We start from the raw sequence: 24,056 nt of genomic DNA, 5'->3' as shown, positions 1-24,056 counted from the left end.
ACCATGCAACTGTCGTAACTATTGTAGGCGAATCGTACCGATTGAAGGATCATTTCGTTCAAGAGGACAAGTGATTTTGTACATCCTTAAACAAGCAAAAGTGTACATGTTTATGTTGACATTTACAACTGTCCCGTAATCAATTTTATAGAGCTATTCCCCTTCTCGAAAACGGTCATCCTCATCCCGAGATTCAGTCCGTTTTAGAGTGCAATAGTCTTGGATGGGTATTTTCTGATCGAGTAGAATCACCTAAGACTGCCTTAGTTTGGTGTAAAGGGATGAATGGATTTTACCTTATTGGGGATGAAAGCAATGATGATTTTACGGGCAAGCTTGATGATTTTATTACGACAAGTATTACACCAAAAATGAAAGAACTCGGTATGAACGAATTCGAGGTTTCGGGCCATCATGATAAATGGAACCTTCATTCGTTATTTGCTTCAAGAGAGCTAAACCCATGGGATCAAATGGTGTATGTGTCATCAGATTCTGAATCACACAATGAAGAACCTTCTAATGGATTCCAGGCTGTTAAGTTGGGATCACAGGAGTGGAGAAGTCAGGAATTTCTCAATAGTGAATTTGTGTATGCGCATATTAATCAGTTCTGGGAAACGCATGAGGATTTTTATGAAAAAGGTTACGGTTATGTCGCCATTAAGGATTTTGAAATTATCGGAGTATGTTACTCTAGTTTTGTAACTAAGAAAGTGCACGCTATAGGAATTGAAACTCTCCCTCAGCATCATAAGAGGGGCGTAGGCACTTGTCTGGCAAGTTTGGTGGCGAAAGATATTGCTCAGAATGGTTACTCTTCCTACTGGGATTGTTCACAGAGTAATGAAGCATCAAGAAAGCTAGCACTCCGACTTGGATTTCGACAGTTTCATCTCTATCAGTGCGTGAGTTTTTCTCTATAAGTTTCGGTTAATACACAAATGTCTTAAGGTGGTAAAATATTTTCGGAAATGGGGGAGAATGAGTGACAGCATCGCTTGATCGTTATCTCAATGACAAGTTTCGAGGACTGAAATTGGAATCTCCTTTGTTTTATAACGCGAATGTAGGCATTCGATTTGAGATTGGGGACCCGGATCCTTTGGTTTCTGATGAGAAATACAGGGAACAAGTTCGCTTTCGTACTACCCAATTATTTAAAAGTGCGCATAGTGACAGTGATGAAATTTATATTGTTTTATTACTGGCCGTTAAAAGAAATAGTAAGCCTTTCAGGATAAAAGTTTTTAACAAAGGCGTGAAGAGCAGGGGGATTTTAAAAAAACTCAGCTTTAGCAGCATCGAGATGTCTGATGAAGAGGAGGATGGATGGGTTTCCTCCCGTTATGTACTGTGTTGCAAAGCATCAGATATTAAGCCTGCAATGTTTCTCTTCTCGCAGTATAGGATCTTTTTTGTAAATATAACTCGTGACACGATTTTTTATTTATATGACAGCAGAGGCCTAGATATCGTATCATACACAAAGACATCTCTTGAGGATCTTTACATTAACTATAACCACTGGATATTGGATTACGATAGAGAGAGTATTGACTCCTTCTTTAAATCGTAATTATTCTGAGCAAATTAGGCTAGTTAGCAACCGGCATTCAACTCTTGGTTCACCAAAGGCATTTGGCGAGGAAGATTATGGGAGGAAAACAACGAGACGCAGCTCAACCAGCATGATTGACTGGATACGCTATTAAACGCTATAATTTCCTTGTTGTGCAAAAAATTTCGTGAAGATTGGGGGGGACGCAAATGAAACTAAAAGAAATTGCAAAAAAGGCAAACGTTTCAATTAGCACAGTGTCCAGAATCATAAATAATCAAGGCAATTTCAGCGAGGAGACTCGCAGGAAAGTACTGGATATTGCCAACGAGCATTTAAAGCCCGGTGTCGTTCCCTCCAAGCTGGTAGGGATAGCCTATAATATAGCTATAATCGTTCCAGGAAATAATGACTTCTTTGATAATGACCCGTCTACCTCTGCGGACTTGAATCATTTGAAGGAAGAATTTGAGGCTTACGGCCATCAGATTCATATTGTGAAACATAGCTTGGACTCGCAGTCCTCTCCGGCCTATAAGCTTCTGAGCGAAGAAAAAGTAGATGCAGCCATCATATTTGACCCATTCGTCAATGACAAGATGTTTGAAGAGTTTGAGAAACTCGGAATTCCGTACTTGCTTACGAATGGAAGAACCTATAAGAACGGCCACAACTATATTGACTACGATAACCGTAAAGGCGCTTATGAGGTGATTCGATATTTGCATGAGCACGGGCATCAGAAAATCGGAATAATTGCAGGCCCTAGGAATCATTTAGTGAATTTAAATCGGTTGGACGGCTGCAAAGACGCATTTCGCGATTTTAAGCTGCCATGGTTCGACAGCAATGTCTTAATGGGTGCTTTTGATCCTGCGCACGGCTATGAAGCAGTGAAGCAGCTGATGAGTGGAGAGCCGTCTATAACCGCGATTTTTACGTTTAACGACATCATTGCTTTCGGGGCAATGAAGGGATTGGCGGAGATGAAAATCCGTATTCCAAAGGACGTTTCTTTGGTTGGCTTTGATGATTTAAAACTATCGGAGTTCATGGTTCCGCCTCTAACGACCGTCCGAAGGTTTCGATACGATATTAGCTCTATCATCGTAAAAGTACTGACAGAATTGATCACAAACAAAAATATTTCAGAAGTAAACATCAGTTTAAAGACAGAGCTCATTGAGCGAGAATCCTGCGCAAGTGTGGTCAATAAGGTGTAGAAACGCTCTTTAAATCAATTCCCAAAAAACCGTCCTTCAGAGATCATGACAATCTGAGGGCGGTTTTTTCGCGTTCAAAATTACAAAATATCGATCATTCATTCATGGGAAGCAAGAGACAGAATTATTTTGATTGACGGAGCGAGCGAAGTTGGAATATACTGAAAACGCAAAAGTTTGCGCAATTTAATTGCGTAAACTTTTTAAAATAAGGGAGGGATAATTGATGAAGAGCAGTTTTTCAAAACCGTTTTTGAAAGCGTTTACTGTATTGTTATCTTTTGCACTGCTGACTGGGGGTTCGTTTGTGGGACCTTTTCTTGATGTGGCATCAGCAGCTGTCGGTCCGATCAGCGTTAATTTGACCGAGACGCAAGAGGCTTACAAAAATCCCTTTAAGGGATTCAGGCCCACTCGTTTCATGAACGACACTAGCTTCTCGAATCATGAGTACGGAACCGTGTTTAAGCACTATATCAAATACACCGATTTGGAGAATGCGGCATCGGACTCCGTTCAGAAGATCAAGGATTGGAGCAATACAGCTTGGGCGGGGATCGAAAGCCAGAATAAAAAGGTGATCCCTCGCGTTTTTATCGTATACCCGAACGGTGGGGAATTTTGGCCGCAAGGCGTGCCTCATGGTGATGTGACGACGCAATGGACGTCCGAAACATTAAAAAACCGACTAACTGCTTTCGTTCAGAAGCTTGGTCAAGCTTGGGATAACGATCCTAGAGTTGCTTATATTGAGCTAGGGTTGTGGGGGAATTGGGGAGAGCATCACATTTGGCCAGATAAGATGGCGGACAATACGGACAGAATCCCGCTCAGCTTCCAGATAGCCTTAGGTGACGCCGCTACACAAGCTTTTCAGAACAAGAAAGTTCAAGTTCGGTATCCCGATACATTCCAAAATTATAACTTTGGATTCCTATGGGATTCTTTCGCCTTAATCGATGATCTGGCAGGAGGGGAAGGCATTGTTGCAAGAAATGTCTGGAAAACACAAGTCAACGGCGGTGAGGTTGCCTATGATTGGGGACAGAAGGAGATTCAGCCGGGTGATTCACCTAATGACACGTTAAGCGATCCGAACCATCGGAATTATGTCATCGACTGGATCAAAAAAACACATACAACAAGCTTAGGCTGGATTGATCTGTATGATGCAGGCAATTCCGCCGTATCGCAAGGGGCTGCTTTAATGCAGAAGGAGTTCGGATATCGCTTTGTCGTCAATCAAGCGACATTTTCCGGCAGCGTGCAGCCTGGTGGGTCTATGAATGTATCCTTTCAAGTCGTAAATAAAGGCTCCGCTCCGTTCTATTACAACTGGCCTGTGGAAGCCAGCTTGCTAAGAAGCGATCGCACGGTCGCCTGGAAGGGTATTTTCAACAACGTAGACATACGGAATTGGATGCCGGGTGACAATTGGAACAGCACGACGCGTCAATATAATCAAGCGCCTGCCGTTCAGCAGGTTTCCGGTGCATTTACGATCCCTTCCAATGTTCCGGCGGGAACCTACACGTTGGCGCTATCCATTCTTGACCCTTACGGGTATAAGCCAAGTGCTAGATTTGCCAATACCAACTATTATACAGGCGGCAGAACGCCACTTGGCAAAGTAGGAATCGGTATGGACCCTGCCGATCAGAACATCGGTCCTTTCGATTTGTTGAAGTCGGACAATACGCTTTCGTATAACCTAACCCAAACGGCCTACGATGGCAGCTACAGTGGCGGAGGAAGCACGGATACTCAAGCTCCAAGCATTCCAGGAAGTCTGGCCGTAAGCGGGACGACTTCGAGCAGCGTCAGTCTGACATGGTCAGCTTCGACCGACAACGTAGGCGTAACCGGCTACGATATTTACCGCGGAGGCGTATCGGTAGGCTCTTCGAACACGAATACCTTTACGGATACGGGGTTAAGCCCAAGCACGAATTACAGCTACACAGTGAGGGCGAAGGATGCAGCGGGGAACGTTTCCGGCCAAAGCAGCGCTGTAAGCGCGACCACGAACGCTTCCGGAGGAGGCGGAACCGGGACAGCCTATGAAGCGGAGTCCGCAAGCAATACACGGACTGGAGCAGCGACGATTTCCTCGTGCAGCACATGTTCAGGAGGCTCGAAAGTAGGGTATGTCGGGAATAACGACGGTACTTTGCAATTTAACGGAATTAGCGCGTCAACGGCAGGAACGTATACGATGAAGATTTCTTACCTCAGCGGCGAGGCTCGTTCCGCACAGCTGCGCGTTAACGGAGGATCAGCTTCCACACTTAATCTGCCTAGCACGGGAGGCTGGACTACGGTTGGCACCGTTCAGGCTCAGGTGCAGCTGAATGCAGGCAATAACACGATCCATTTCTCTAATCCAACAGGCTGGGCGCCTGATTTCGACCGCATTCAGATTTCAGGAGGAGGCAGCACCAGCGATACGCAAGCGCCGACTGCGCCAACAAATTTGAGCGTGCCGAGTAAAACATCGAGCAGCGTCAGCTTGGCATGGAACGCTTCGACAGATAATGTTGGTGTTACAGAATATGTGATCTTCAGAAATGGCAGTCAAGCAGGCACTTCTGCAACGGCTAACTTTACGGATAGCGGATTACTTGCGAGCACGGCCTATGTGTATACGGTGCGAGCAAAAGACGCAGCAGGCAATCAATCGGTAGCAAGCGCGAGCATTACTGCAACGACAGATGCCGGAGGGAGCGGGACGAACGGGTTGTTAGTAGATAATTTTGATAACACTCCGAGCTGGCCGGGCAGCAATGATTTGGGCAAATGGTCCAGCGCAAACGGGTTTGTAAACAACGCGGGCGTCATTGAATCAGGGGCATTGAAGCTACAGTATAACAACGACGGCTGGTTAGGCACGGATATTAATCAGAACATCGGGAGCTATTCGAAAATGGTCGTTCGCATCAAGGGTGCAAGCGGTGGCGAGCAAAATCATTTCCAGCTCACGATCGGCGGGGTGACCAAGACTTTTGCGGATTTCAGCGGGAATACGATTACAACCAGCTACAAAGATATTGAAATTGATTTGGTTGCGAATGGTGTGGATCGCAGCAGCCCGGGACAACTGGCGATGTCTTTTTGGCATGGAAACAGCAGTACAGTTTGGATAGATGAGATTCGTTTCGTATAAGCAGTGATCTGTTCGCTTTACGATTAACTTAGAAACACAAAACAAGACCGGCCCGCAGAACTGCGGGCCGGTCTTTGTATACCCTTACTAGGATTCATGAGCAAGCTGAGGCGTGTTGTTAAGTGTCGTTGATGAAAAAGATTGGCGAAAGAGCTTCATGTCGACAACGGCGCCGTCCCTCAGTCTGGATTCCTCGGCGGCGAAGGCCATAAGATGGCTTTCCAGAGAGGCCTCCGCAGAAGTCAGCGTATCTATAAATTGTCCATTCCGAAGGTCGGACAGGAACTGTCGCATAATCCCGTCGTCGCCGCCTTGATGGCCGCTTTCGCTGGTTGGGGTTTGAATGACAGATTGAGTGCCGGACGAAAACTCGAATAGATCGATGCGGCCGCTTAGCAAATCGCCACGAATTTCCCCCTTGGTCCCCATGACTTGAACAATACGATTCATGTCACGCGTAAACCCGCACATGCTGAATATAACGGTAGCTCCATTTTCAAATTCCATATTTACCGTTTGATGATCCACCACATTATTATCCGTCCGATAGACACATTTGCCGTAGGGACCTTCCATGATAGCCTTCATTCGATTGGCTTCGGTAGGCGGATCTGCGATGAGTGCCGCAAAGGGATTTGACTTAATATCCTGCATATAAAAGCGCAATGCGGAATAGGGACAGGCATGTTCCACCTCGCAGCCATCCGTACAACGGTCGGTCGAGCCAGCAGGGGCATTTTCAATCCGGAAATGTCCTAATGAACCAAAGGAGCTGATTCTCGTACAATCGGCGTCAACAATCCAGCGAATCAGATCCATGTCGTGACAAGACTTGGCTAAAATCATCGGACTTGAGAGAGTGTCATTCCGCCAGTTGCCTCTGACAAAGCTATGGGCATGATGGAGATAACCAACGTTTTCATTGTGTTGAATGGACATTACATTTCCGATAAGGTCGTCAGTAATGATTTGCTTCATTTTTTTCCAAAAAGGCGTATATCGCGAGACATGGCAGATAGAGAGCAAGCGGCCTTCTTCGCGTGCGACTTTCTCCATCTCCACACACTCCATCGGACTGTTGGACATGGGCTTCTCAAGAAGGACATGATACCCCTTTCTGAGAGCAGCAATCGTAGGCTCGTAATGCATCTGATCCTGTGTGCAGATGAGGAGGGCATCACAAAGCTTTGGTTGGCTCAGCAGCTCTTCCCATGTTGAATAGAGCTGCTCTGGGGTTAGGTTTAAGGCTTCGGCAATCCTCGTTCTTCTCTCATCGTTCGGCTCGGCAACGGCGACTACCTCTGCCTCGCGGGGAAACCTATGAACATAGGGCATATAGGATAAGAAACCTCTAGCTCCTGCACCTATTACAGCTAATTTAATCGTTTTCATAAGATAGTCTCCTTAACGAAAGGATTCAGATTTTTCTATACCAGGGCAAACGGGAAAGAGGAGCATTGATTTCAATTTGGATCGGGCCTTCGACTTCGCTTGCGTCATCCCCCAGCCATCGGCCTTCTGGGAATTGGACGCTGCGAGTTCTTTGTCCCTTATTCACGACAGGTGCTACCAGGATGGATTCGCCAACCATGAATTGATCCTGAACAGCATGAAAGCCTTGAAGCGGGAAAACGAATTCCAGACTACGCAGGATTGGAAGTCCATCTCTCGCCGCTTGGTCGGCAAGCTCGGAGATTAAAGGGCCTAATTCTGTTCGTATCCGAACAGCGTCTATACACCATGACCATTCATCGCCGTTTAACACGCGCCAAGGCGCCATGGAAAACTGCATCGCGGGAAATAAAGCCGAGCATTGGACAAAGCGGATAAAGAGCTCTGAATCAAAACGGAAATCAGGTGAATTAATATCTCCATCCATCCCTCCGCCAACCATGTCAGGACAATTAAAAGCGTATCCCATTAGGCCCTGGGCAATCGCGTTGGGAATGAGTCCCTTCAGTCCGGTGGCAGCTTCCCATGTGTGCGTCTTATCCCGTTGCCGCTGGATGAGCGCTTGTCCCCCGAGCTTCCAGCACATGCGCAATTCGCTAAGGGCATATCCAATTCCGAGCCTAGCATAGGATTCACAATCTTCCATCGTGAGGACGGGGCGTGACCATGCGATATCTTCTGTCACATCATCCATCAGGTCAGGCAAGAGGGGTTCTCCTGCATCCAGCTTGAATCCGTCAACTCCGTAATCCTCAATCAGCCTGTCTAATTGCTGTCTGAACCAAGCGGCTCCGTCTAGGCTTGTATAGTCGATGATCGCACTGTATCCGTTCCACCATCTCCGTAGGACAGGGTTGCCATCAGCATGCTTCATCAAGAATCCGAGATCACGCAGCTGCCGGAAGGTGATGCTGTCGGGACTCACGTACGGGCATACCCAAAGCATGATTTTAAACCCTAATTCATGCAAAGCATCGATCATACCGGCAGGGTCGGGAAATCTATGCTTGTCAAAGTCCCAGGTTCCATAGTCTTGCATCCAATTATCGTCAATGATTAACACGCCTGGAGGCATGCCTTGCTGAATGATCGCCCTCGCGTAATTGAGGAGTTTTTCCTGAGTCGGTTCATAAAACATTTCTACCCAAGTACAGTATTGCGGTGCTTCAAAGGCTAGTTTGTCAGGCGTAACGCCGGAAGGCGGGAAATATTTATTGGATGCATGCTGGTAAGCGCCTTGAAGGGTTCCATGTCCTTCTTCTAACCATAGCTTTTGTTTGTGATCAATTGTAAGGGTGTTCTCATGAAAAGAAAAAGCAAACGGCTCTTCGCTCCAAATATACCTTCCCTGGTTAGATAGCAATAAGGGGGAAGCTTGATTATCATCCGTCAAACGCAAATCACGCGAATGAGCTCGGTCGCCAAAGGGCATTAAATGCCCTTCGTTAATAACTCCTCCCCACCAGAACTCCCTGAGGTTTCTTTGTAATTTCGTGATCTTCATAATCAGACACTCCCAATTCGTGTTATGAAATAATTTGCGCAATTATTTACTAGTATTATGGAGGAATCCTTAATCGAATGCAAATGGTTTTTATCTTAATAATTGGGCATTCAATCTTAAGAATGAGGCATTTAAAGTGGATATAGGTTTCGTTTAAAATAAATAAGTGAAGAGGCAAATAAATTTGCGTAAATATTTGCGCAAACGTTGCTTACGCAAAATTTAGGGGGATGCAAAATGGCAAAAAGAAACAAGTTTTCATTTATGTTTGCGGTTGTGTTCATTGTTTTGGCTTTGGTCACAGCTGCATGCAGCAGCAACTCGAACAACACCGTGAACAATGGTTCAAAAAACAATGCTGAGGGAGCGACTGATAAGCCCCAAAAAAATGTAACGCTTACCTATTCCATTTGGGATAAAATTCAGCAGCCGGCAATGGAAGCCATTGCGAAAGAGTTTACAGCAGAAAACCCGAATATAAAGATCAAAGTTGAAGTCATCCCATGGGGGGACTATTGGACAAAAATGTCCGCTGCAGCCCCTGCGGGTACTTTGCCTGATGTGTTCTGGATGCACGGAGGTCAATTTGTCAAATACGCAACGGGTAATTTCCTAGAGCCAATCACAAGCAAGGTGCAGGCTGGTGAGATCGATCTGAACAATTATGCGGCAGATCTTGCTACCATTTATACGCTGAACGGTGAAAACTACGGCGTGCCTAAGGATTTCGACACGATTGGATTGGCGTACAACAAAGAGTTGTTTGATCAAGCCAATATCCCGTATCCAGACGATACTTGGGATTATGCCAAGCTTGCCGAGGTTGCTAAGCAGCTGAGCCAGCCGGAAAAAGGCATCTATGGCTTTGGAGCGAAATTGGACACGCAAACCGGCTATTGGAACGATATGCTGGCCAATGGCGGAAGCATTCTATCCGCTGACCTGAGTAAATCGGGGTATGATGATCCAGCTTCCATTGAAGCGTTGAAAGCTCGTTATCAAATGATTCTGGACGGCGCTTCTCCGACTCATCAACAAATGACGGATACGGAAGCTACCGAGATGTTCAAGTCTGGAAGATTGGCGATGATCTTTGATGGTTCGTGGCGGATTAGCGATATTGATGCCAGTGAAATTATTAAAGGGAAATGGGATTGGGCAAAATTGCCTACTGGTAAGTCGAAAAGAGGCAATATTATTAATGGCCTTGGCAACGTTATGTCTGCAAAAGGGAAGAACAAGGAAGAATCTTGGTTATTCCTCAAGTTCCTTGGATCGCAGAAAGCAGCAGAAATCACGGCAGAAATGGGTGCAGCTATACCGGCATTCAACGGCACACAAGATGCGTGGCTGACTTCAAGACCGCATTTGAATCTGAAAGTATTCACGGAACAAGTAGCGGATGCCATTCCGTATCCAAGCGGTTCCAAATCGTACCCAGTATGGTTTGCGAAAGAGCCTGAGATTATGTCGCAAGCATGGGGCGGAGCCATCACAGTGGAAGACGCTGCTAAGAAGGTCGCTGAGATGATGAATCAAGCAATAGCTGAAACGAAATAAGTATGTGGTCTAAATTAAAGTGAATCGGGGGACGTTCTTGACGGTCAAGAACGTCCCCGATAGATAGGGAGTGGTCAGATTGAATTCCAGAAGCAGATATGTTTGGGCCTACTTCATGATCGCACCGACTCTCATAGGCACATTGGTTTTCTGGGGTTGGCCGGTTCTCCAGTCGATTTTACTAGGATTCCAACAGTCGGAGAATTTCGGACTCGTCAATCATTGGGTTGGATTTGCTAACTATGAGAAATTATTCCGTGACGTAGAGTTTTGGCAGAACCTGCGCAACACCTTGTATTATGTTGCTTTGTTTGTGCCTGTTACCCTCATGCTCTCTACCATTTTTGCGGTGTTGCTGAATACAAAGATTAAAGGGTTGTCCATTTACCGCGTTATATTTTTCTTGCCTCAAGTCACGATGCCTGCAGCGGCAGCGATGGTTTGGGTTGTCCTGTTCGCTCAGGACTTCGGACTCATCAATCATATCCTGGGAACCCGCGTGGCATGGTTGTCTAATCCCAATTATGCAATGTTCGTATTGGTTATCGTTGGGCTGTGGGGGGCAATTGGTTTGAATATGTTGTTGATTCTCGCAGGCTTGCAAGGGATACCGAAATCGCTCTATGAAGCGGCAGACATTGATGGTGCTCAGAGATTCAACAAGTTCCGCTATATCACCATTCCTATGCTGACACCAACACTGTTTTTCACGAGCATTATCCTTTTAATAGGAGCAACGCAGATTTTTGACTCCATCTTCCTGATTATTGGGAAGACGAATGTCGCCCTTCCATCCGTTCGCTCCCTTGTTTATGCCTATTACCAAAACAGCTTCGTTTACTTTAATCCCAATTATGGCGCCGCCATTATCAATGTATTACTGTTGATTAACCTTGTACTGACAGGGATTCAATTTGCTTTTCAGAAAAAGTGGGTCGTCTACGACTGAGGAGGAAGGATGACAGAAATGCAAATCTCATCGGCGAGGAAGATCAACTGGATTGTTCATAGCATTCTTATTATCAGCGCCGTTATTATGCTCGTTCCATTTGTATGGATGGTGCTGACTTCGCTGAAGACAACTACGGAAGCTACTCAAATTCCAATCCGACTTTTCCCGGATGCCCCCAGCCTAAGAGGATATATTGAGGCGATCAAGCAATCCGCATTTCCGTTTTATTATATGAATACGATTTTCACAGCGATGATGAAGACCGTGTTTCCAGTTATATTTAGCTCGATGGCAGCCTATGCCTTTGCGCGGTTGAGGTTCCCGGGAAGTACGATTCTTTTTGTAGTGATAATCTCGGTCATGATGGTTCCTAATCCTGTTTTTTATACGCCGCAATACATGATGATGAGCGACTTTGGATTAGTCAATACGGTAACTGCTCTCTGGATTACCTCGTTAATTAGTCCTTTCGCTACTTTTCTATTAAGGCAATTTTTCTTGACGATATCTAAGGAATTGGAAGAAGCGGCAGTGCTGGATGGCTGCAATCCATTTCAAATTTACTGGCATATCATGCTTCCGTTAGTTAAGTCAGCTTTAGTGGCTATTGTCATCATTCAATTGCAGTGGTCGTGGAATGAACTGCAATGGCCGCTTATTATTAATAGCTCACCTGAGAAGATGACGTTGTCATCAGGTATTGCCACACTCGTTTCCATGTTCGGAACAGATTACCCTGTGTTAATGGCAGGTGCCTTTATGGCGGTCGTTCCGATGATCATCTTGTTCTTTATATTTCAAAAGCAGTTTATCGAAGGTATCGCATTTAGTGCGCATAAAGGTTAAAACAATTAATTCTCTTGCTTCTCATTTGCTTCATCGGTTTTGAATTTATTTTCGCAGGGATCCGGGCTTATGCGAGTCCGGATTGACCTACTGCTTATTTTGCGTGGGAACAACCCAATAAGCAGCGGTAATTATGACAGCGTTTTCATTATTTAACGACGTTATTGAGGAGGATTTCGATGAATCCATTATCCGTACACAATATTAAGAAGGCATCATTCAAAGTATTTCTTATTGGCTGTTTGTTATTAAGTACATTCTTCGGAAATGCTGCAAGCATTGCTAGCGCAGACCCGGCTCCAACGCGCGTACCCACTAATCCGTATCCGAGTCCTATGGTGGATAGCGCCTTGACTCAGCATGATTTGAGCTTTGCCCCAAGCCCACTAGATAACCCGCTAAAAGGATTCGCACCGTTCTATCCGTGGGAAACGGAAACTTCATTCCCCCACAGCTTGGAATGGTATTATATCCCGCTGAAAGCGGTGATGAATGGCTCTGATTCCTATACATTTGATACGGGCATAGAGCCGGCACTGAATGCCATTGCTGCAAGAGGGAATCAGGCGGCAATCAGGGTCTATCTAGAATATCCGGGCAAGGAGGATGCGATACCGGACTTTATTCACCAAAGCGGCGTTGATATGCGTTATAACGCTACATTTGGTCAGGATGAGCCTGATTATGATGATCCTTTAATGGTCACTTATTTGACTAACTTCATTAAAGCTTTTGGTGCAGAGTATGATGGAGATCCGCGTATCGGATTTATTCATATGGGCCTCGTAGGACTATGGGGGGAGTGGCATACTTACCCTTATGATGAGGATACTGCGGATGGTTTGCCGAACTACATGCCAAGCGCAGATACAATTGGAGAAATATTCATGGCTTATGATAGCGCTTTCGACCAAACCAAGCTTGAGGTTCGATATCCCGGCTTGCCCGGTGCACCGGAGTATAATTTTGGATATCATGATGACTCATTCGGGTATAAGGAAGGAAATCCTCTCCAGAGCGTAACGCAGCCAGAGAGCATGGGCGGAGCCTATTACTCGTTTTTGACCAAAATGCTGGAAGCTGGTTCCGAGAACAAATGGATTACGGAATCGGTTGGTGGAGAAGTGCGTCCAGAAATTCAGAGCAGCTTCTTCAGCGGCGGCGCCAATGTTGACCATGCAATGGATGATATTGAACTGACTCATGCAACGTGGATGATCAACCATGGCGGGATCAGTAATTATAGTGCCAACGATGCTACTGTTGCCGCAGGTGTTAGAAAGATGGGCTATGATTTAAATGTAAAGAGCGCCTACTATAATGATGTTGCTCAAGGCGACCCGCTTAAGGTCGGAGTAACCATACAGAATAACGGGGTTGCTCCCTTCGCTTATCCTTGGAAGGTAGAGCTGGGAGTGAAAAGCGTATCTGGGAAGCTGGTTAAGCAATGGGATACGACATGGGATATGACAAAGGTTATGCCTTTGCAAATTAGAACGTATCCGGAGTGGAACCTCTCTGGTGATCCAAAGTATATCCCATTCGGCGAACCTTATTATTTTGATACGTCCATTCCGACTCCAGGTTTGAATGATGGTTACTATTATTTAGTGATGAAGGTCGTTAATCCGTTAGAGGCGATTAGCAATAAGGCGAAAAAAGTAGGATTCGCAAATACGAATCAAGACAACGCAGGCTGGCTCAATTTGGGTCCCGTGCTGGTAGGAGATTGCGCTTCACCGTGCGTGGCGCCTCCAACTTCACCGCCATCGCCGCCAAAGCGCCTGCTCGTGGATGATTATGATGGAACGCCAGCGTGGTCTGGCAACACTCAAAATGACCTTAACCAATGGACTGGTTCAAGCGGTTTTGCCAACGGGAATGGCGCTGGCGTGGTCCAAGATGGCGCATTAGTCCTGCAATATCAGAATATGTCGCGGTTGGAAACAAATATCGGCCGAAACGTTGCAGATACGAGGAAGCTGGTTCTTCGGGTGAAGGGAGCCGTCGGTGGAGAAGAGAATCAGGTCAGCCTCAGTGTTGGCGGGGTAACAAAAACGATCGGTCAATTCAGCGGAGATACGATTACAACCAGCTATAAAGACATAGTTATCGACTTGCCTGATCAAGGGGTGAATTTGTCGCAAACCATCTGGAGCATTGCGATTTCACAAGCGGCTTGGGATACGACAGGCACCATTTATATTGATGAAATTTACTTTACGGACAAGTATGAATCAGATACTGACCCTGGCACTGATCCTGGTACTAACCCAGGCACTAATCCAGGTTCGGAAAAGCCGGGTCTCATTGATAATTTCGAGTCCTATGCCGATGATGCTGCTCTTGGGCAAGCCTGGACGGAAGCGTGGTCGGACAAACCGGGCTCAGTGACAAGAGCGCTTGGCCAATCGAGCGGAAGCAAGGGCCTTACGCTTTCGGTTGCGATCGCGGATTCGGAGTGGTCGAATACCATCTATTCCATCCCTTCGGACAAACGTGATTGGTCCAAATTCGACGGTTTAAGCTTCTGGGTAGACAATGCAACAACGGATAATAAAAGTTTCAGCATGAATGTCGCGCTTCAAACGCCAGCAGCCAAAGGGGAGTTTGGCTTGAAGGAAGGCGGGTCAGCATCGACAATCGCCGCTGACGGAAGCTGGCAGGCTGCGGCGTTCAACGGAAGCTCGTTAAATGTTCCCGCAGGCTTCAAAGGCGTAGTAAGAATTGCTTGGGATCAATTCGTTCAATCCGCATGGCAGTGCGACGGTGTTCAAGCGGACTGCGCTGCAGTGTTGGATGCCAGCGAAGTAACGGGGCTTCAGTTCGGATACCCGCCAGCCGGTTATATTCACAATGTCATCACGATTGATGACATCATGCTCTATCGAGCGGATAAAGTACTGGAAGATTTCGAATCGTATGAGGGCGATGCCGCTTTGCAGAATATCTGGAGAGTAGACTGGGAGTCCGGAGAACCATCTGCGCTTCGTGCGATTGACAAAGTTAATTATGCGAATGGCAGTCAGGCGATGAAATTCGCAGTTTCCCCGCCTTTGGGCAAACCCATATCCGATTGGGTCAATATTAAACGTGCGGCGTTTACCGGAACAGACACAGATTGGTCCGCATTTGATGGATTCACATTCTGGGCTAATAACACGTCGCCAAGCAACAAAAATATGGATCTCAATATATCGCTAGTTACCGATGCACCTAAAGGTGAGTTTTCGTTAAAAGAAGGAGGAGTCGTGAACTTCTACTATGGAGCCGACGGCTGGAAGTCGACTGCGCTCGGTGGAGGCTCGCTTTCCATTCCTGCCGGCTACAAAGGAATGGTTCGAATTCCTTGGAGCGCGTTCGCTCAGTCCGCATGGCAAGGCTGCGATGCTTGCAATGCTGTATTCGATGCGAGCAAAGTGCTTCAAATTCAATTCGGTTTTGGTCCTAAAAATCAAGCGGACAACATCCTCAGCATCGACCAGATTGGCCTCTATGCGTTAACGGGCAGAACAAGCGGATCTGGAGGAGGCACAACGACACCTCCTGCCGAACACCCGAGCCCGCCAGCTTGGGCAACAACGGAAGGAACGCATGCTTTGGCGTATCAGCCTGCACCGGTAGATAATCCGCTCAAGGGCTTCCTTCCTTTCTACGATGCAGCTGAGGAAGCTTATTTCAAAGAGGGCGATGATTGGAGAGATCGGCCTACACAGCTTCCATACAGCTTAGAGTTTTTCTACTTGCCGCTGAGCAAGCTGATGAACAATTTGGATGACTTTAACTGGTCTGAACTGGATAAACGGCTTGCAGAGGTGGCGTCCCGAGGCAATCAGTCCGTATTCAGGGTTTATCTGGACTATCCGAACAAGCCTTCAGCAATCCCGCAATTTCTAATCGATGAAGGGCTGAAGACTTATCAATATGAGGAATTTGACAATGGCAAGGATGCCACGAGTTTGGCGCCTGACTATAACGATGAGCGATTATTGGAGGCTTTGGACAATTTCATTGGTGCGCTAGGAACGCGATATGATGGCGATCCCCGAATCGGGTCCATCATGATTGGGCTAATCGGCTTCTGGGGCGAATGGCATACGTATCCCTATGACGGGAATCTGAAGTCGCCTAATCTGATGCCAACAGACGCCAACATGAAGCGGGTTCTTACCGCAATAGACCACGCGTTCGACGAAACGCAGCTCGTATTAAGAAATCCAATGGAGAATAGCACGCTTAAAACCAAAAATTTCGATGTCGGCTACCATGATGATTCCTTTGCCTTCCAGACACTCCCGCCAAGCTTAGGCGGACAAGGCTGGCATTTCTGGGGCAAAGTCAATGACGCAGGAGTAACGGAGTTCTGGAAGACGAATAGCATGGGCGGCGAGATGAGACCGGAAATTCAAGTGAAAATGTGGAATAACGATCCGCCTAGATACAATGAACCATCGACGCCGATCGAGGGGGCGCAGGGAGAGGATTATTACACGAGTCTTGGCTTAACCCATGCATCTTGGTTGCTTGCTCAAGGAATTTTCCAAACTCCTCTGGATCCAGAGCCTCTGGCTAGAGCTACGGAAGGCTCGCGCAGAATGGGCTATGAATATTATGTGCCTACCGCCTATCTGGACGCGACTAACGGAAACCTGAAAGTAGGAGTAGAGCTTGAGAACAAAGGAGTAGCGCCGTTCTATTACAACTGGAAGGTTGAACTTGCTGCCAAATCAGGTAATGGCATTATTAAAATATGGAATCCGGATTGGGATTTGGAAGGCATTCTTCCAAATACGAATGGATTTGATAACAACAAGCGGTTTGAATTCACTAACAATCCGGAATTAAGCAATGGAAGCTATCAAATTTTGATGCGCTATGTAAATCCGTTAGAAGAAATCAATGCAGATGCCAAGACATTTAACTTCGCAAATGCTGAGCAAAATGCAAACGGTTGGCTGAATCTGGGCAGCGTAGACGTATTCAATAGTGCTGCTGAAGCCCCAGTAAGAGTTACGGGATTAACGGCGACAACGCCTGTCCAGGTACAATTGGCTCCAGGTGCAAGCAAGCAAATGGACGTTACCGTAACTCCGGAACAGGCAAGCAATAAAAGAGTCGTCTGGTCTTCCGCAGACCATAAGGTTGCCTATGTGTCAGCCGCAGGCTTGGTCACGGCAGTTGGTATTGGCCAAACCGTCATTACGGCTAAGACTTCGGATGGCAATCTGGAGAAGTTATTTCATGTAACGATCTCTTCCGAATCAAACCCGCCATCTGGCGGGACTGGCGGCACGTCAACACCGCCTACAACATCAACACCGGAAATAACGGACAAAGGAATTAAGCTGGGACAAGACGCTGTCATGCTTGTTCCAACAACGAATGAGAATGGCGTTATTGAGATGGTAGCCACCATTGATGCGAAGAAGCTTCAGGATGCCTTCCATGCCCTTCTTACAGGCTCGACTTCCGCAAATTCAAAATCGGTTATCATCAAACTGAAAAATGAAGGTAGAAATACGAAGGTTAATATTCCATCATCTGCATTTGCAGGTGTTGCGAGTGAGCTGCCGGAAGCGTCAGTCATGGTAGAGACGGATTTCGGAAGCTACAAGGTTCCTGTCAAAAGTTTGGGATTAGCCACATTAGCGAAAAAGCTGGGCGTCGGTCCTGAAGAAATGACCATAAGCATCGTCATTAGCAGAGCTGCAGACAGTGTAGCAGACCTAATGTCTGAACAGGCAAGCAAAGAAGGGTTGACATTGCTTGCCCCTGCACTGGATTACAACATCTTTGCTCAAGCTAACGGAAAATCGATGGAGATTACCGGCTTCGGCAGCACCTATCTGGAAAGAACGGTTATGGTGCCGGGAGCTGTAGATCCAACAAAAACGACGGCACTTCTATTCAACCCGGATACAGCAACCTTTTATTTTGTTCCATCCGTTCTTTTAGCAAATGGCGGAAATACAGAGGTTGTCATCAAACGAAATGGAAATAGCATTTATACGGTAGCCTCGGGCAGTAAGGCGTTCACTGATCTTTCTGGCCATTGGGCTCAATCAGACATCGAGCTGCTAGCCTCTAAGAGAATGATTAATGGGGTTTCGCTTAACGGCTTTTCGCCGGACAAACCGATTACTCGCGCAGAGTTCACAGCCATACTCGTTCGTTCTCTCGGATGGAGTACGCTAAGTACGGACGCCGGTTTTAGCGATGTGTCCAAAGGGGACTGGTTTGCAGCTCCGATTGCAGCAGCGGTTGAAGCGGGAATCATTGAAGGCTTTAGTGATGGTTCATTTAAACCCAATGAACGAATCACTCGCGAGCAGATGGCGGTTATGCTATCGAGAGCTCTGGGCTATGTGAACAAATCCGTCCAAGCCAATGAAAAAACGCTTGAGAAATATACGGATAACGGTTCCATCAGTGCTTGGGCCAAACAGGCGATAGCTGAATTGCTCACCGCTCAAATCATCCAAGGCAAGTCAGAGCAGACGCTGGATCCTGGCGCTCATGCAAGCCGAGCGGAAGCGTCTGTCATGATGAAACGGTTCTTGCAGTTCGTACAGTTTATTAACTAAATAATAAATGAGGTTAAGGAGCACATGAGTTTAGAATTCATGTGCTCCTGTTCTATGACGGCATCGTATTCACCTTGAAAAAATTAGTGTAGACTAGCTTTGAGGCTCTACAGTATAGGGGGTTGTGCTTTTCGATGAAACCTGCTGTTATTGGAATCGTTGTCATGCTTTTCGCGTCTCTCCTGTACATCCTATACAGCAACTTCGGACCCGATGCTTCAAATAAGCCGGGAATCCAAAATGCCAATACAGCGGATAAACAAGTAGAAGACGCGCCAGCATCATTTGTCACGCTGAAGGTCATCATGCCTGGCGATTTGTCGGTGCGCATGGGTGACTTCGTTGAGAATGAACTGAATGACCGATTGAAAAAAGATTTAAATATGAAGCTTGAATTGACGTATATCCCGTGGTCTAATTACCAGCAAAAATTGGAACTGGCCTTATCCACCGGAGAAAATTACGATTTGTTCTGGTATGGCGGACCCTTCGTCTCTGTTTATTATACGAAGGGATATATTCAGCCTTTAGATGAGCTGCTGAACCAATACGGGCAGGATCTGATTAAACATATTCCCGATGAGAACTTTAAGCAGAAACGGATTGACGATAAGCTTTGGGCAATACCTTCGCAGGCGTTTACGTCAGCAGGAAAATTTTCTTCCGTCATGGTTCGCCAGGATTTGCTAGAGAAGGCCAGCATGTCGGAAATAAAGACAATTGCAGATTTAGAACTATTTTTCAAAAGAATGCAGGCCATAGATCCGAGTTATTACGGCTATTTGGAGACGGACCGAGGCCATGAAATGCTGTGGCGCGAACTAACGGATCGAAACTACTCTTCATTGGATGAGCGAATGTTATTTATGGTTGACGAGGATTCAGGCGAGATTCTAAGTTATGTGGAATCTGATTTGTACAAGCAGGTGGCTCATTTACGCGAGTCATGGGTGAATATGGGGATCATTGACAAAAATTTAGTGGGCAATCCGGCAGCGAAGATCGATCAGGAGAATGCAGGCAAGCTTCTTTTTCGAGTAGGCGCGGTTTCCAGAGCGATGGAGAACCTGCAGACGGCACGGAATGCCGATCCCAATGCCAGGCTGCGCGAGTATTATCTTGCTAAGAAGAAACCTAAGTTTATCACTACCCCAAGCAATGAAGCTTTCATGATAACTGCGGCATCGGAAAACCCTGAACGTGCGATGATGTTTATGAATTGGATTTTGCAAAACAAAGAAAATTATAATTTTATTATTTATGGGGTAGAGGGGAAGGACTATGAGCTGGAAAACGGTAAAATCAAGCAGTTAACCAATGACCAGTTAATATACGAATGGATGTGGCGCAACAAGGACTATTTTCTCGCACCTGCCAGTGTAGAGGATGACATTATCGATGACATGCTTGCGAATGACGAGAACTCTCGCATTTCCAAGCTATTCGGCTTTCATTTCAATGAGGCGTCCGTCAAAAATGAGATGGCGCAGGTCATGGCGGTCTATAAGGAAAAAATTGAGCCTATCAATTTTGGATTGGCCAGTTACGAAGAGTACTATGAGGATGCAATCGCAGCGCTCAAGAAGGCAGGCTTTGACATTGTATTTGCCGAATTGAAGAAGCAGTTCGCGGAATTTCAACTCCAACATTAAGATGCTGCCCGAATTTGGAGAGGACGATCGGTCATGAGCAGATTCAGCATATTTACCAAGCTAATAGCCACGTTGTTCATTTTACTTATTCCAATCTTACTTTTATTTGCGGTGTCGAACCGAACAAGTACGCGTGTATTGACGGACGAAATTATTAAGGTGAAGCAGTATCAGATTGAAACGTTTGCCAACCAATTGGATGAGTTGTTTTTCCGGCTGGATACCTATAAGAAAATGCTGTACGAAAGCACGGATGTACGAAATTTAGCCTATCCCGATTTGCTTGACGATGTCTTAGATAAGTATAGAATCAATCGAACGGTCTCCGAAGAAATTAATCGGCTTGCCGGTTATGGCGATTGGAAAGCCGTGATTGCCGTTCTCTACCCTCGTACTGGAATCGTCATCAAAAGCAACTCCAGCCTAAATGCGCTTCCGAAACAGTTTCCCGCGCAGGATACATTTTGGCAATACTATTCCGATCCTAATGAAGACTATTTTATGGAAATATTGTCTTATCCGGAAAATTCAGCGGAGTCAGGCGATGCGCATATGAGAGTGTTGCTTAAATTCGGCGTGGCAGCCTTGCGCAGCGCGTTATCTGAATTTAAAGGCAATGGCTCGGGAGATCCCTTCTTGTATCATCCGGGAGCAGATCCTATTTATAATTACACCGTAAACGTAGATCAAATTGACGAATTTCTTCCTAGGCTTGGAGAGATCGACAGCTCAATGGAAAGCGGATACATGCTGCTTAAATCCGATAAGACGAGGTTTCAGGTCCACTATCAAAAGCTGGAATCCTTAGGCTGGTATCTGGTTGATTACGTGCCCATCAGCCATATTATGGCGCCCATCAGCCGGAATCAGACGATGTTTTATGTGATAAGCGGAATGCTTCTGTTTATGGGGGCGTATCTTGCTTTTGTGATGTATCGTAATATTCAAATCCCCTTCCGTAAACTGATTCAGAACATGAATTTGATCGAAAAAGGCATCTATTCCGTAAGGATGGTGGACAAGCCCAAAGGGGAGTACCGATTTCTATATGAGAAATTCAACTCCATGGCTGCAAAAATAGAGAAACTGATCGAGGATGTGTTTAAAGAGCAGCTTCGGTCGAAGGATGCGACGCTGAAGCAGCTGCAATCGCAGATCAATCCGCATTTCCTGTACAATACGCTGGCTTATATCAAAAGCATGATTGAGCTGAAGGAAGACAAAGCAGCCATTTCAATGACCATGAATTTGAGCAAGTACTACCGCTACACAACCAAGACGGGGAACAGAATGGTACAGTTGAAGGAAGAGCTGGATTTGGTCCATTTCTATCTGGAAATCCATTGCATGCTGAGAGATGATTTTGAATTTCATATCGAGGTTGAGCCGCAGATGGGAGACCTGGAAATTCCGCGGTTAATCGTTCAGCCACTTGTTGAAAATGTCATCCTTCATTCGTTCAATAATCATTCAGAATATGGTTTGATTCGAATCCGGTGCTGGAGAGATGGAACCATGAACCATGTAGCGGTTGAAGATACGGGCACGGGCATAGATTATGCGGTAATCGATTCGATTAGAAGAAAGATTCATTCGAGCAATGAAGAAATAGAGTCCGGCCTAAAAAATGTGCATCAACGTCTGCGTCTAATGTACGGTGGCGACTCAGGTTTGCTGCTCAGCCAATCGAAATTAGGCGGGCTTTGCGTAGAATTATGCTGGAGCGGCAGGGAAGACGCGTCTTGAACTAAGGAGGGACAAGGATGTACGAGATATTAATCGTGGACGATCACACACACTTGGTTGACAGTCTGGCGATTGGGCTTCCGTGGGAGCAAATGGGGATCACCAATGTCTATAAGGCTTATTCCGGCGAGGAGGCCCTGGAGCTGCTCAATTACCGTTCCGTTGATATCGTGGTTACGGATATCCATATGAACGGAATGACTGGACTTGAATTGATCGCCCGAATCAATGAGAAATGGAAAAACACAAAAGCGGTGATTATAACCGGATTTGATGAATTTCAATATGCGAAGGAAGCCATCCAACAGCAAGTAAGCGATTATCTCTTGAAGCCGGTATCGAATGAGGAATTGGAGCAAACCCTAAGAGGCATTATTAATCGGATTACAGAAGAAGGAAATGAGCTGTTGAATCAGCAAAAATTCGTTTACCGTTTCCGCGAAAGCCTGCCCAAATTAAGAGAGCTGTTCTTGTATGAACTGATATCCGGCAAAAACTACCCCATAGCTGCCTTGAAGGACAAAATCAATCTCTATGGGCTTCCATTCTCTGTTGAAAAGGAAGTGATCCTCTTAGGTATGAGAGTGGAGGAGGATTATTCGAATACGGATCTTTACAGTCTCTCGTTGATTGAATATGCAATGTTTAACATCGTAGAAGAAGTCTTTTCAAATAAATTTAATGTGATGTATTGTAAGGACTCGCATGATTATTTGATTTTCTTGGTTCAAGTAAGTTCAACAGAGCAGTCAGACAAAGAAAACTCCGCTATGGTAGAAGATTTGGCTAGGCTCTCCCAGCATCAAATCAAATTGTATTTAAAATCGAAGGTTTCCATCGTACTGAGCAATTGGGGGGGATTTCCGAAAGACATCCTGTCGATGTACCATTCTGCTTTATCCATCTACACCGATTACATCGGTTATCAGACGGAAAGCTTTTTTCATGTGACGCAAATAAAAGAAGAGTTCGAAATTCAGCCGCTCGCAGAGCTTTATCGTTCTCAAACGTTAATGGAGTTAATTGATATCGAACAGTGGACGGCATTTGAGAGCAAGCTGAACCGGATATTCGATGAGCTTGAACGTGCGGGCAATGGAGTTCGTGAATACGGGGTTGAAGTATACGTTACGTTGCTGCAAACCTACTCCTATTATTTGCACAAGAAAGGCAAACGGATCTTTGAAGTGTTTGGAAGAGATATCGAGAAAATGCTGAAAGTGGATGCCAGCTGGAGCGTGGGGCCGTTAAAAGAATGGGCTTTCGCCAGCTATGTCCAAATCAAAGCATACAGCCACAGCCGTTCGGATAATATTCGATTTGACTTGATGGATCGAATTCGCCGCTTTATACAAGAAAACGTAAAGGATATCACCCTTCAAACGGTAGCTGATCATGTCAATCTGCATCCCGTATATGTATCCAACTTATTTAAGCAGGAAACGGGAGAGAACTTCTCCAACTATGTGCTTCGCCTGCGAATGGAGAAAGCGGTACAAATGTTGAAGCACAAGGATTTGAGGATCAGTGAAATTGCGCATGAGGTTGGCTACCAAAAACCGCAGTATTTTATTAAGCTGTTTAAATCCCACTACGGGATGACGCCGCAAGAATTTAAGAATAGTTTATGAGGCGGGATGGCGGGGAAGCAAATAAAGGTACTTGACCGGGAGGCTTGGAACATCTGATGCTATTATATGCAGAAAAACCGCGATTTCCGCGGTTTCTGCTGCATAGATGTTCTTATTTTTAAGAAGTGACTTATTTAGCAATATTGCATAAAGGGGGAATGATTTTTTCTTTTTATTGAAGA

13 protein-coding genes are annotated in these 24,056 nt (G+C 45.9%); 11 read left to right on the top strand and 2 right to left on the bottom strand.

Annotated features, from left to right (window positions below):
- Positions 1-128 precede the first annotated feature (128 nt).
- From E0496_RS13065 to E0496_RS13050, 4 genes are all read left to right on the top strand, one after another.
- The gene (locus E0496_RS13065) at positions 129-926 is read left to right on the top strand and encodes a GNAT family N-acetyltransferase (protein WP_141502131.1); all 798 of its coding nucleotides are present in this window, start codon (positions 129-131) and stop codon (positions 924-926) included.
- Positions 927-988: 62 nt separating this feature from the next.
- On the top strand, positions 989-1,579 hold the full coding sequence (locus tag E0496_RS13060) for a DUF3885 domain-containing protein (RefSeq protein WP_141502130.1): 591 nt from the start codon (positions 989-991) through the stop codon (positions 1,577-1,579).
- A 191-nt stretch (positions 1,580-1,770) separates the two neighbouring features.
- On the top strand, positions 1,771-2,784 hold the full coding sequence (locus E0496_RS13055) for a LacI family DNA-binding transcriptional regulator (RefSeq protein WP_141502129.1): 1,014 nt from the start codon (positions 1,771-1,773) through the stop codon (positions 2,782-2,784).
- Positions 2,785-3,010: 226 nt separating this feature from the next.
- The gene (locus tag E0496_RS13050) at positions 3,011-5,947 is read left to right on the top strand and encodes a DUF4832 domain-containing protein (protein WP_141502128.1); all 2,937 of its coding nucleotides are present in this window, start codon (positions 3,011-3,013) and stop codon (positions 5,945-5,947) included.
- An 87-nt stretch (positions 5,948-6,034) separates the two neighbouring features.
- Here E0496_RS13050 and E0496_RS13045 read toward each other — a convergent pair whose 3' ends face one another.
- Positions 6,035-7,339: a Gfo/Idh/MocA family protein gene (locus tag E0496_RS13045; protein WP_141502127.1), complete on the bottom strand. Its 1,305-nt coding sequence runs from the start codon at positions 7,337-7,339 to the stop codon at positions 6,035-6,037.
- A gap of 25 nt (positions 7,340-7,364) precedes the next feature.
- Entirely contained in the window at positions 7,365-8,903 is a 1,539-nt protein-coding gene (locus E0496_RS13040) for a glycoside hydrolase family 31 protein (RefSeq protein WP_141502126.1), read from the bottom strand.
- A 237-nt stretch (positions 8,904-9,140) separates the two neighbouring features.
- On the opposite strand from E0496_RS13040, the gene E0496_RS13035 reads away from it, so the two are divergent.
- The 7 genes from E0496_RS13035 (at position 9,141) to E0496_RS13005 (ending at position 23,874) form a co-directional block, all read left to right on the top strand.
- Positions 9,141-10,463, top strand: coding sequence for an ABC transporter substrate-binding protein (locus E0496_RS13035; protein ID WP_141502125.1), 1,323 nt, complete (start codon positions 9,141-9,143; stop codon positions 10,461-10,463).
- A 79-nt stretch (positions 10,464-10,542) separates the two neighbouring features.
- Positions 10,543-11,412, top strand: a complete 870-nt coding sequence (locus E0496_RS13030) for a carbohydrate ABC transporter permease (protein ID WP_175598054.1) — start codon at positions 10,543-10,545, stop codon at positions 11,410-11,412.
- A gap of 9 nt (positions 11,413-11,421) precedes the next feature.
- Positions 11,422-12,261, top strand: coding sequence for a carbohydrate ABC transporter permease (locus E0496_RS13025; RefSeq protein WP_421923801.1), 840 nt, complete (start codon positions 11,422-11,424; stop codon positions 12,259-12,261).
- 179 nt (positions 12,262-12,440) lie between these two features.
- The gene (locus E0496_RS13020; RefSeq protein WP_141502124.1) at positions 12,441-18,845 is read left to right on the top strand and encodes an S-layer homology domain-containing protein; all 6,405 of its coding nucleotides are present in this window, start codon (positions 12,441-12,443) and stop codon (positions 18,843-18,845) included.
- Positions 18,846-18,979: 134 nt separating this feature from the next.
- Positions 18,980-20,497, top strand: a complete 1,518-nt coding sequence (locus tag E0496_RS13015; protein ID WP_141502123.1) for an extracellular solute-binding protein — start codon at positions 18,980-18,982, stop codon at positions 20,495-20,497.
- A 33-nt stretch (positions 20,498-20,530) separates the two neighbouring features.
- The gene (locus E0496_RS13010) at positions 20,531-22,243 is read left to right on the top strand and encodes a sensor histidine kinase (RefSeq protein ID WP_141502122.1); all 1,713 of its coding nucleotides are present in this window, start codon (positions 20,531-20,533) and stop codon (positions 22,241-22,243) included.
- Positions 22,244-22,260: 17 nt separating this feature from the next.
- Entirely contained in the window at positions 22,261-23,874 is a 1,614-nt protein-coding gene (locus E0496_RS13005; protein ID WP_141502121.1) for a response regulator transcription factor, read from the top strand.
- Positions 23,875-24,056: the final 182 nt, after the last annotated feature.

It is taken from the genome of Paenibacillus luteus, assembly GCF_006542765.1.
Lineage (GTDB): Bacteria > Bacillota > Bacilli > Paenibacillales > Paenibacillaceae > Pristimantibacillus > Pristimantibacillus luteus.
Note: the sequence above shows the minus strand (reverse complement) of the source record. Positions and strands in the feature narration are given on the sequence as shown.

Bases quoted from the DNA above. Each gene is read 5' to 3' on its own strand.
- E0496_RS13055 (WP_141502129.1), top strand. From the start codon at position 1,771: ATGAAACTAAAAGAAATTGCAAAAAAGGCAAACGTTTCAATTAGCACA.
- E0496_RS13050 (WP_141502128.1), top strand. From the start codon at position 3,011: ATGAAGAGCAGTTTTTCAAAACCGTTTTTGAAAGCGTTTACTGTATTG.
- E0496_RS13045 (WP_141502127.1), bottom strand. From the start codon at position 7,339: ATGAAAACGATTAAATTAGCTGTAATAGGTGCAGGAGCTAGAGGTTTC.
- E0496_RS13040 (WP_141502126.1), bottom strand. From the start codon at position 8,903: ATGAAGATCACGAAATTACAAAGAAACCTCAGGGAGTTCTGGTGGGGA.
- E0496_RS13035 (WP_141502125.1), top strand. From the start codon at position 9,141: ATGGCAAAAAGAAACAAGTTTTCATTTATGTTTGCGGTTGTGTTCATT.
- E0496_RS13025 (WP_421923801.1), top strand. From the start codon at position 11,422: ATGACAGAAATGCAAATCTCATCGGCGAGGAAGATCAACTGGATTGTT.
- E0496_RS13020 (WP_141502124.1), top strand. From the start codon at position 12,441: ATGAATCCATTATCCGTACACAATATTAAGAAGGCATCATTCAAAGTA.
- E0496_RS13015 (WP_141502123.1), top strand. From the start codon at position 18,980: ATGAAACCTGCTGTTATTGGAATCGTTGTCATGCTTTTCGCGTCTCTC.
- E0496_RS13010 (WP_141502122.1), top strand. From the start codon at position 20,531: ATGAGCAGATTCAGCATATTTACCAAGCTAATAGCCACGTTGTTCATT.
- E0496_RS13005 (WP_141502121.1), top strand. From the start codon at position 22,261: ATGTACGAGATATTAATCGTGGACGATCACACACACTTGGTTGACAGT.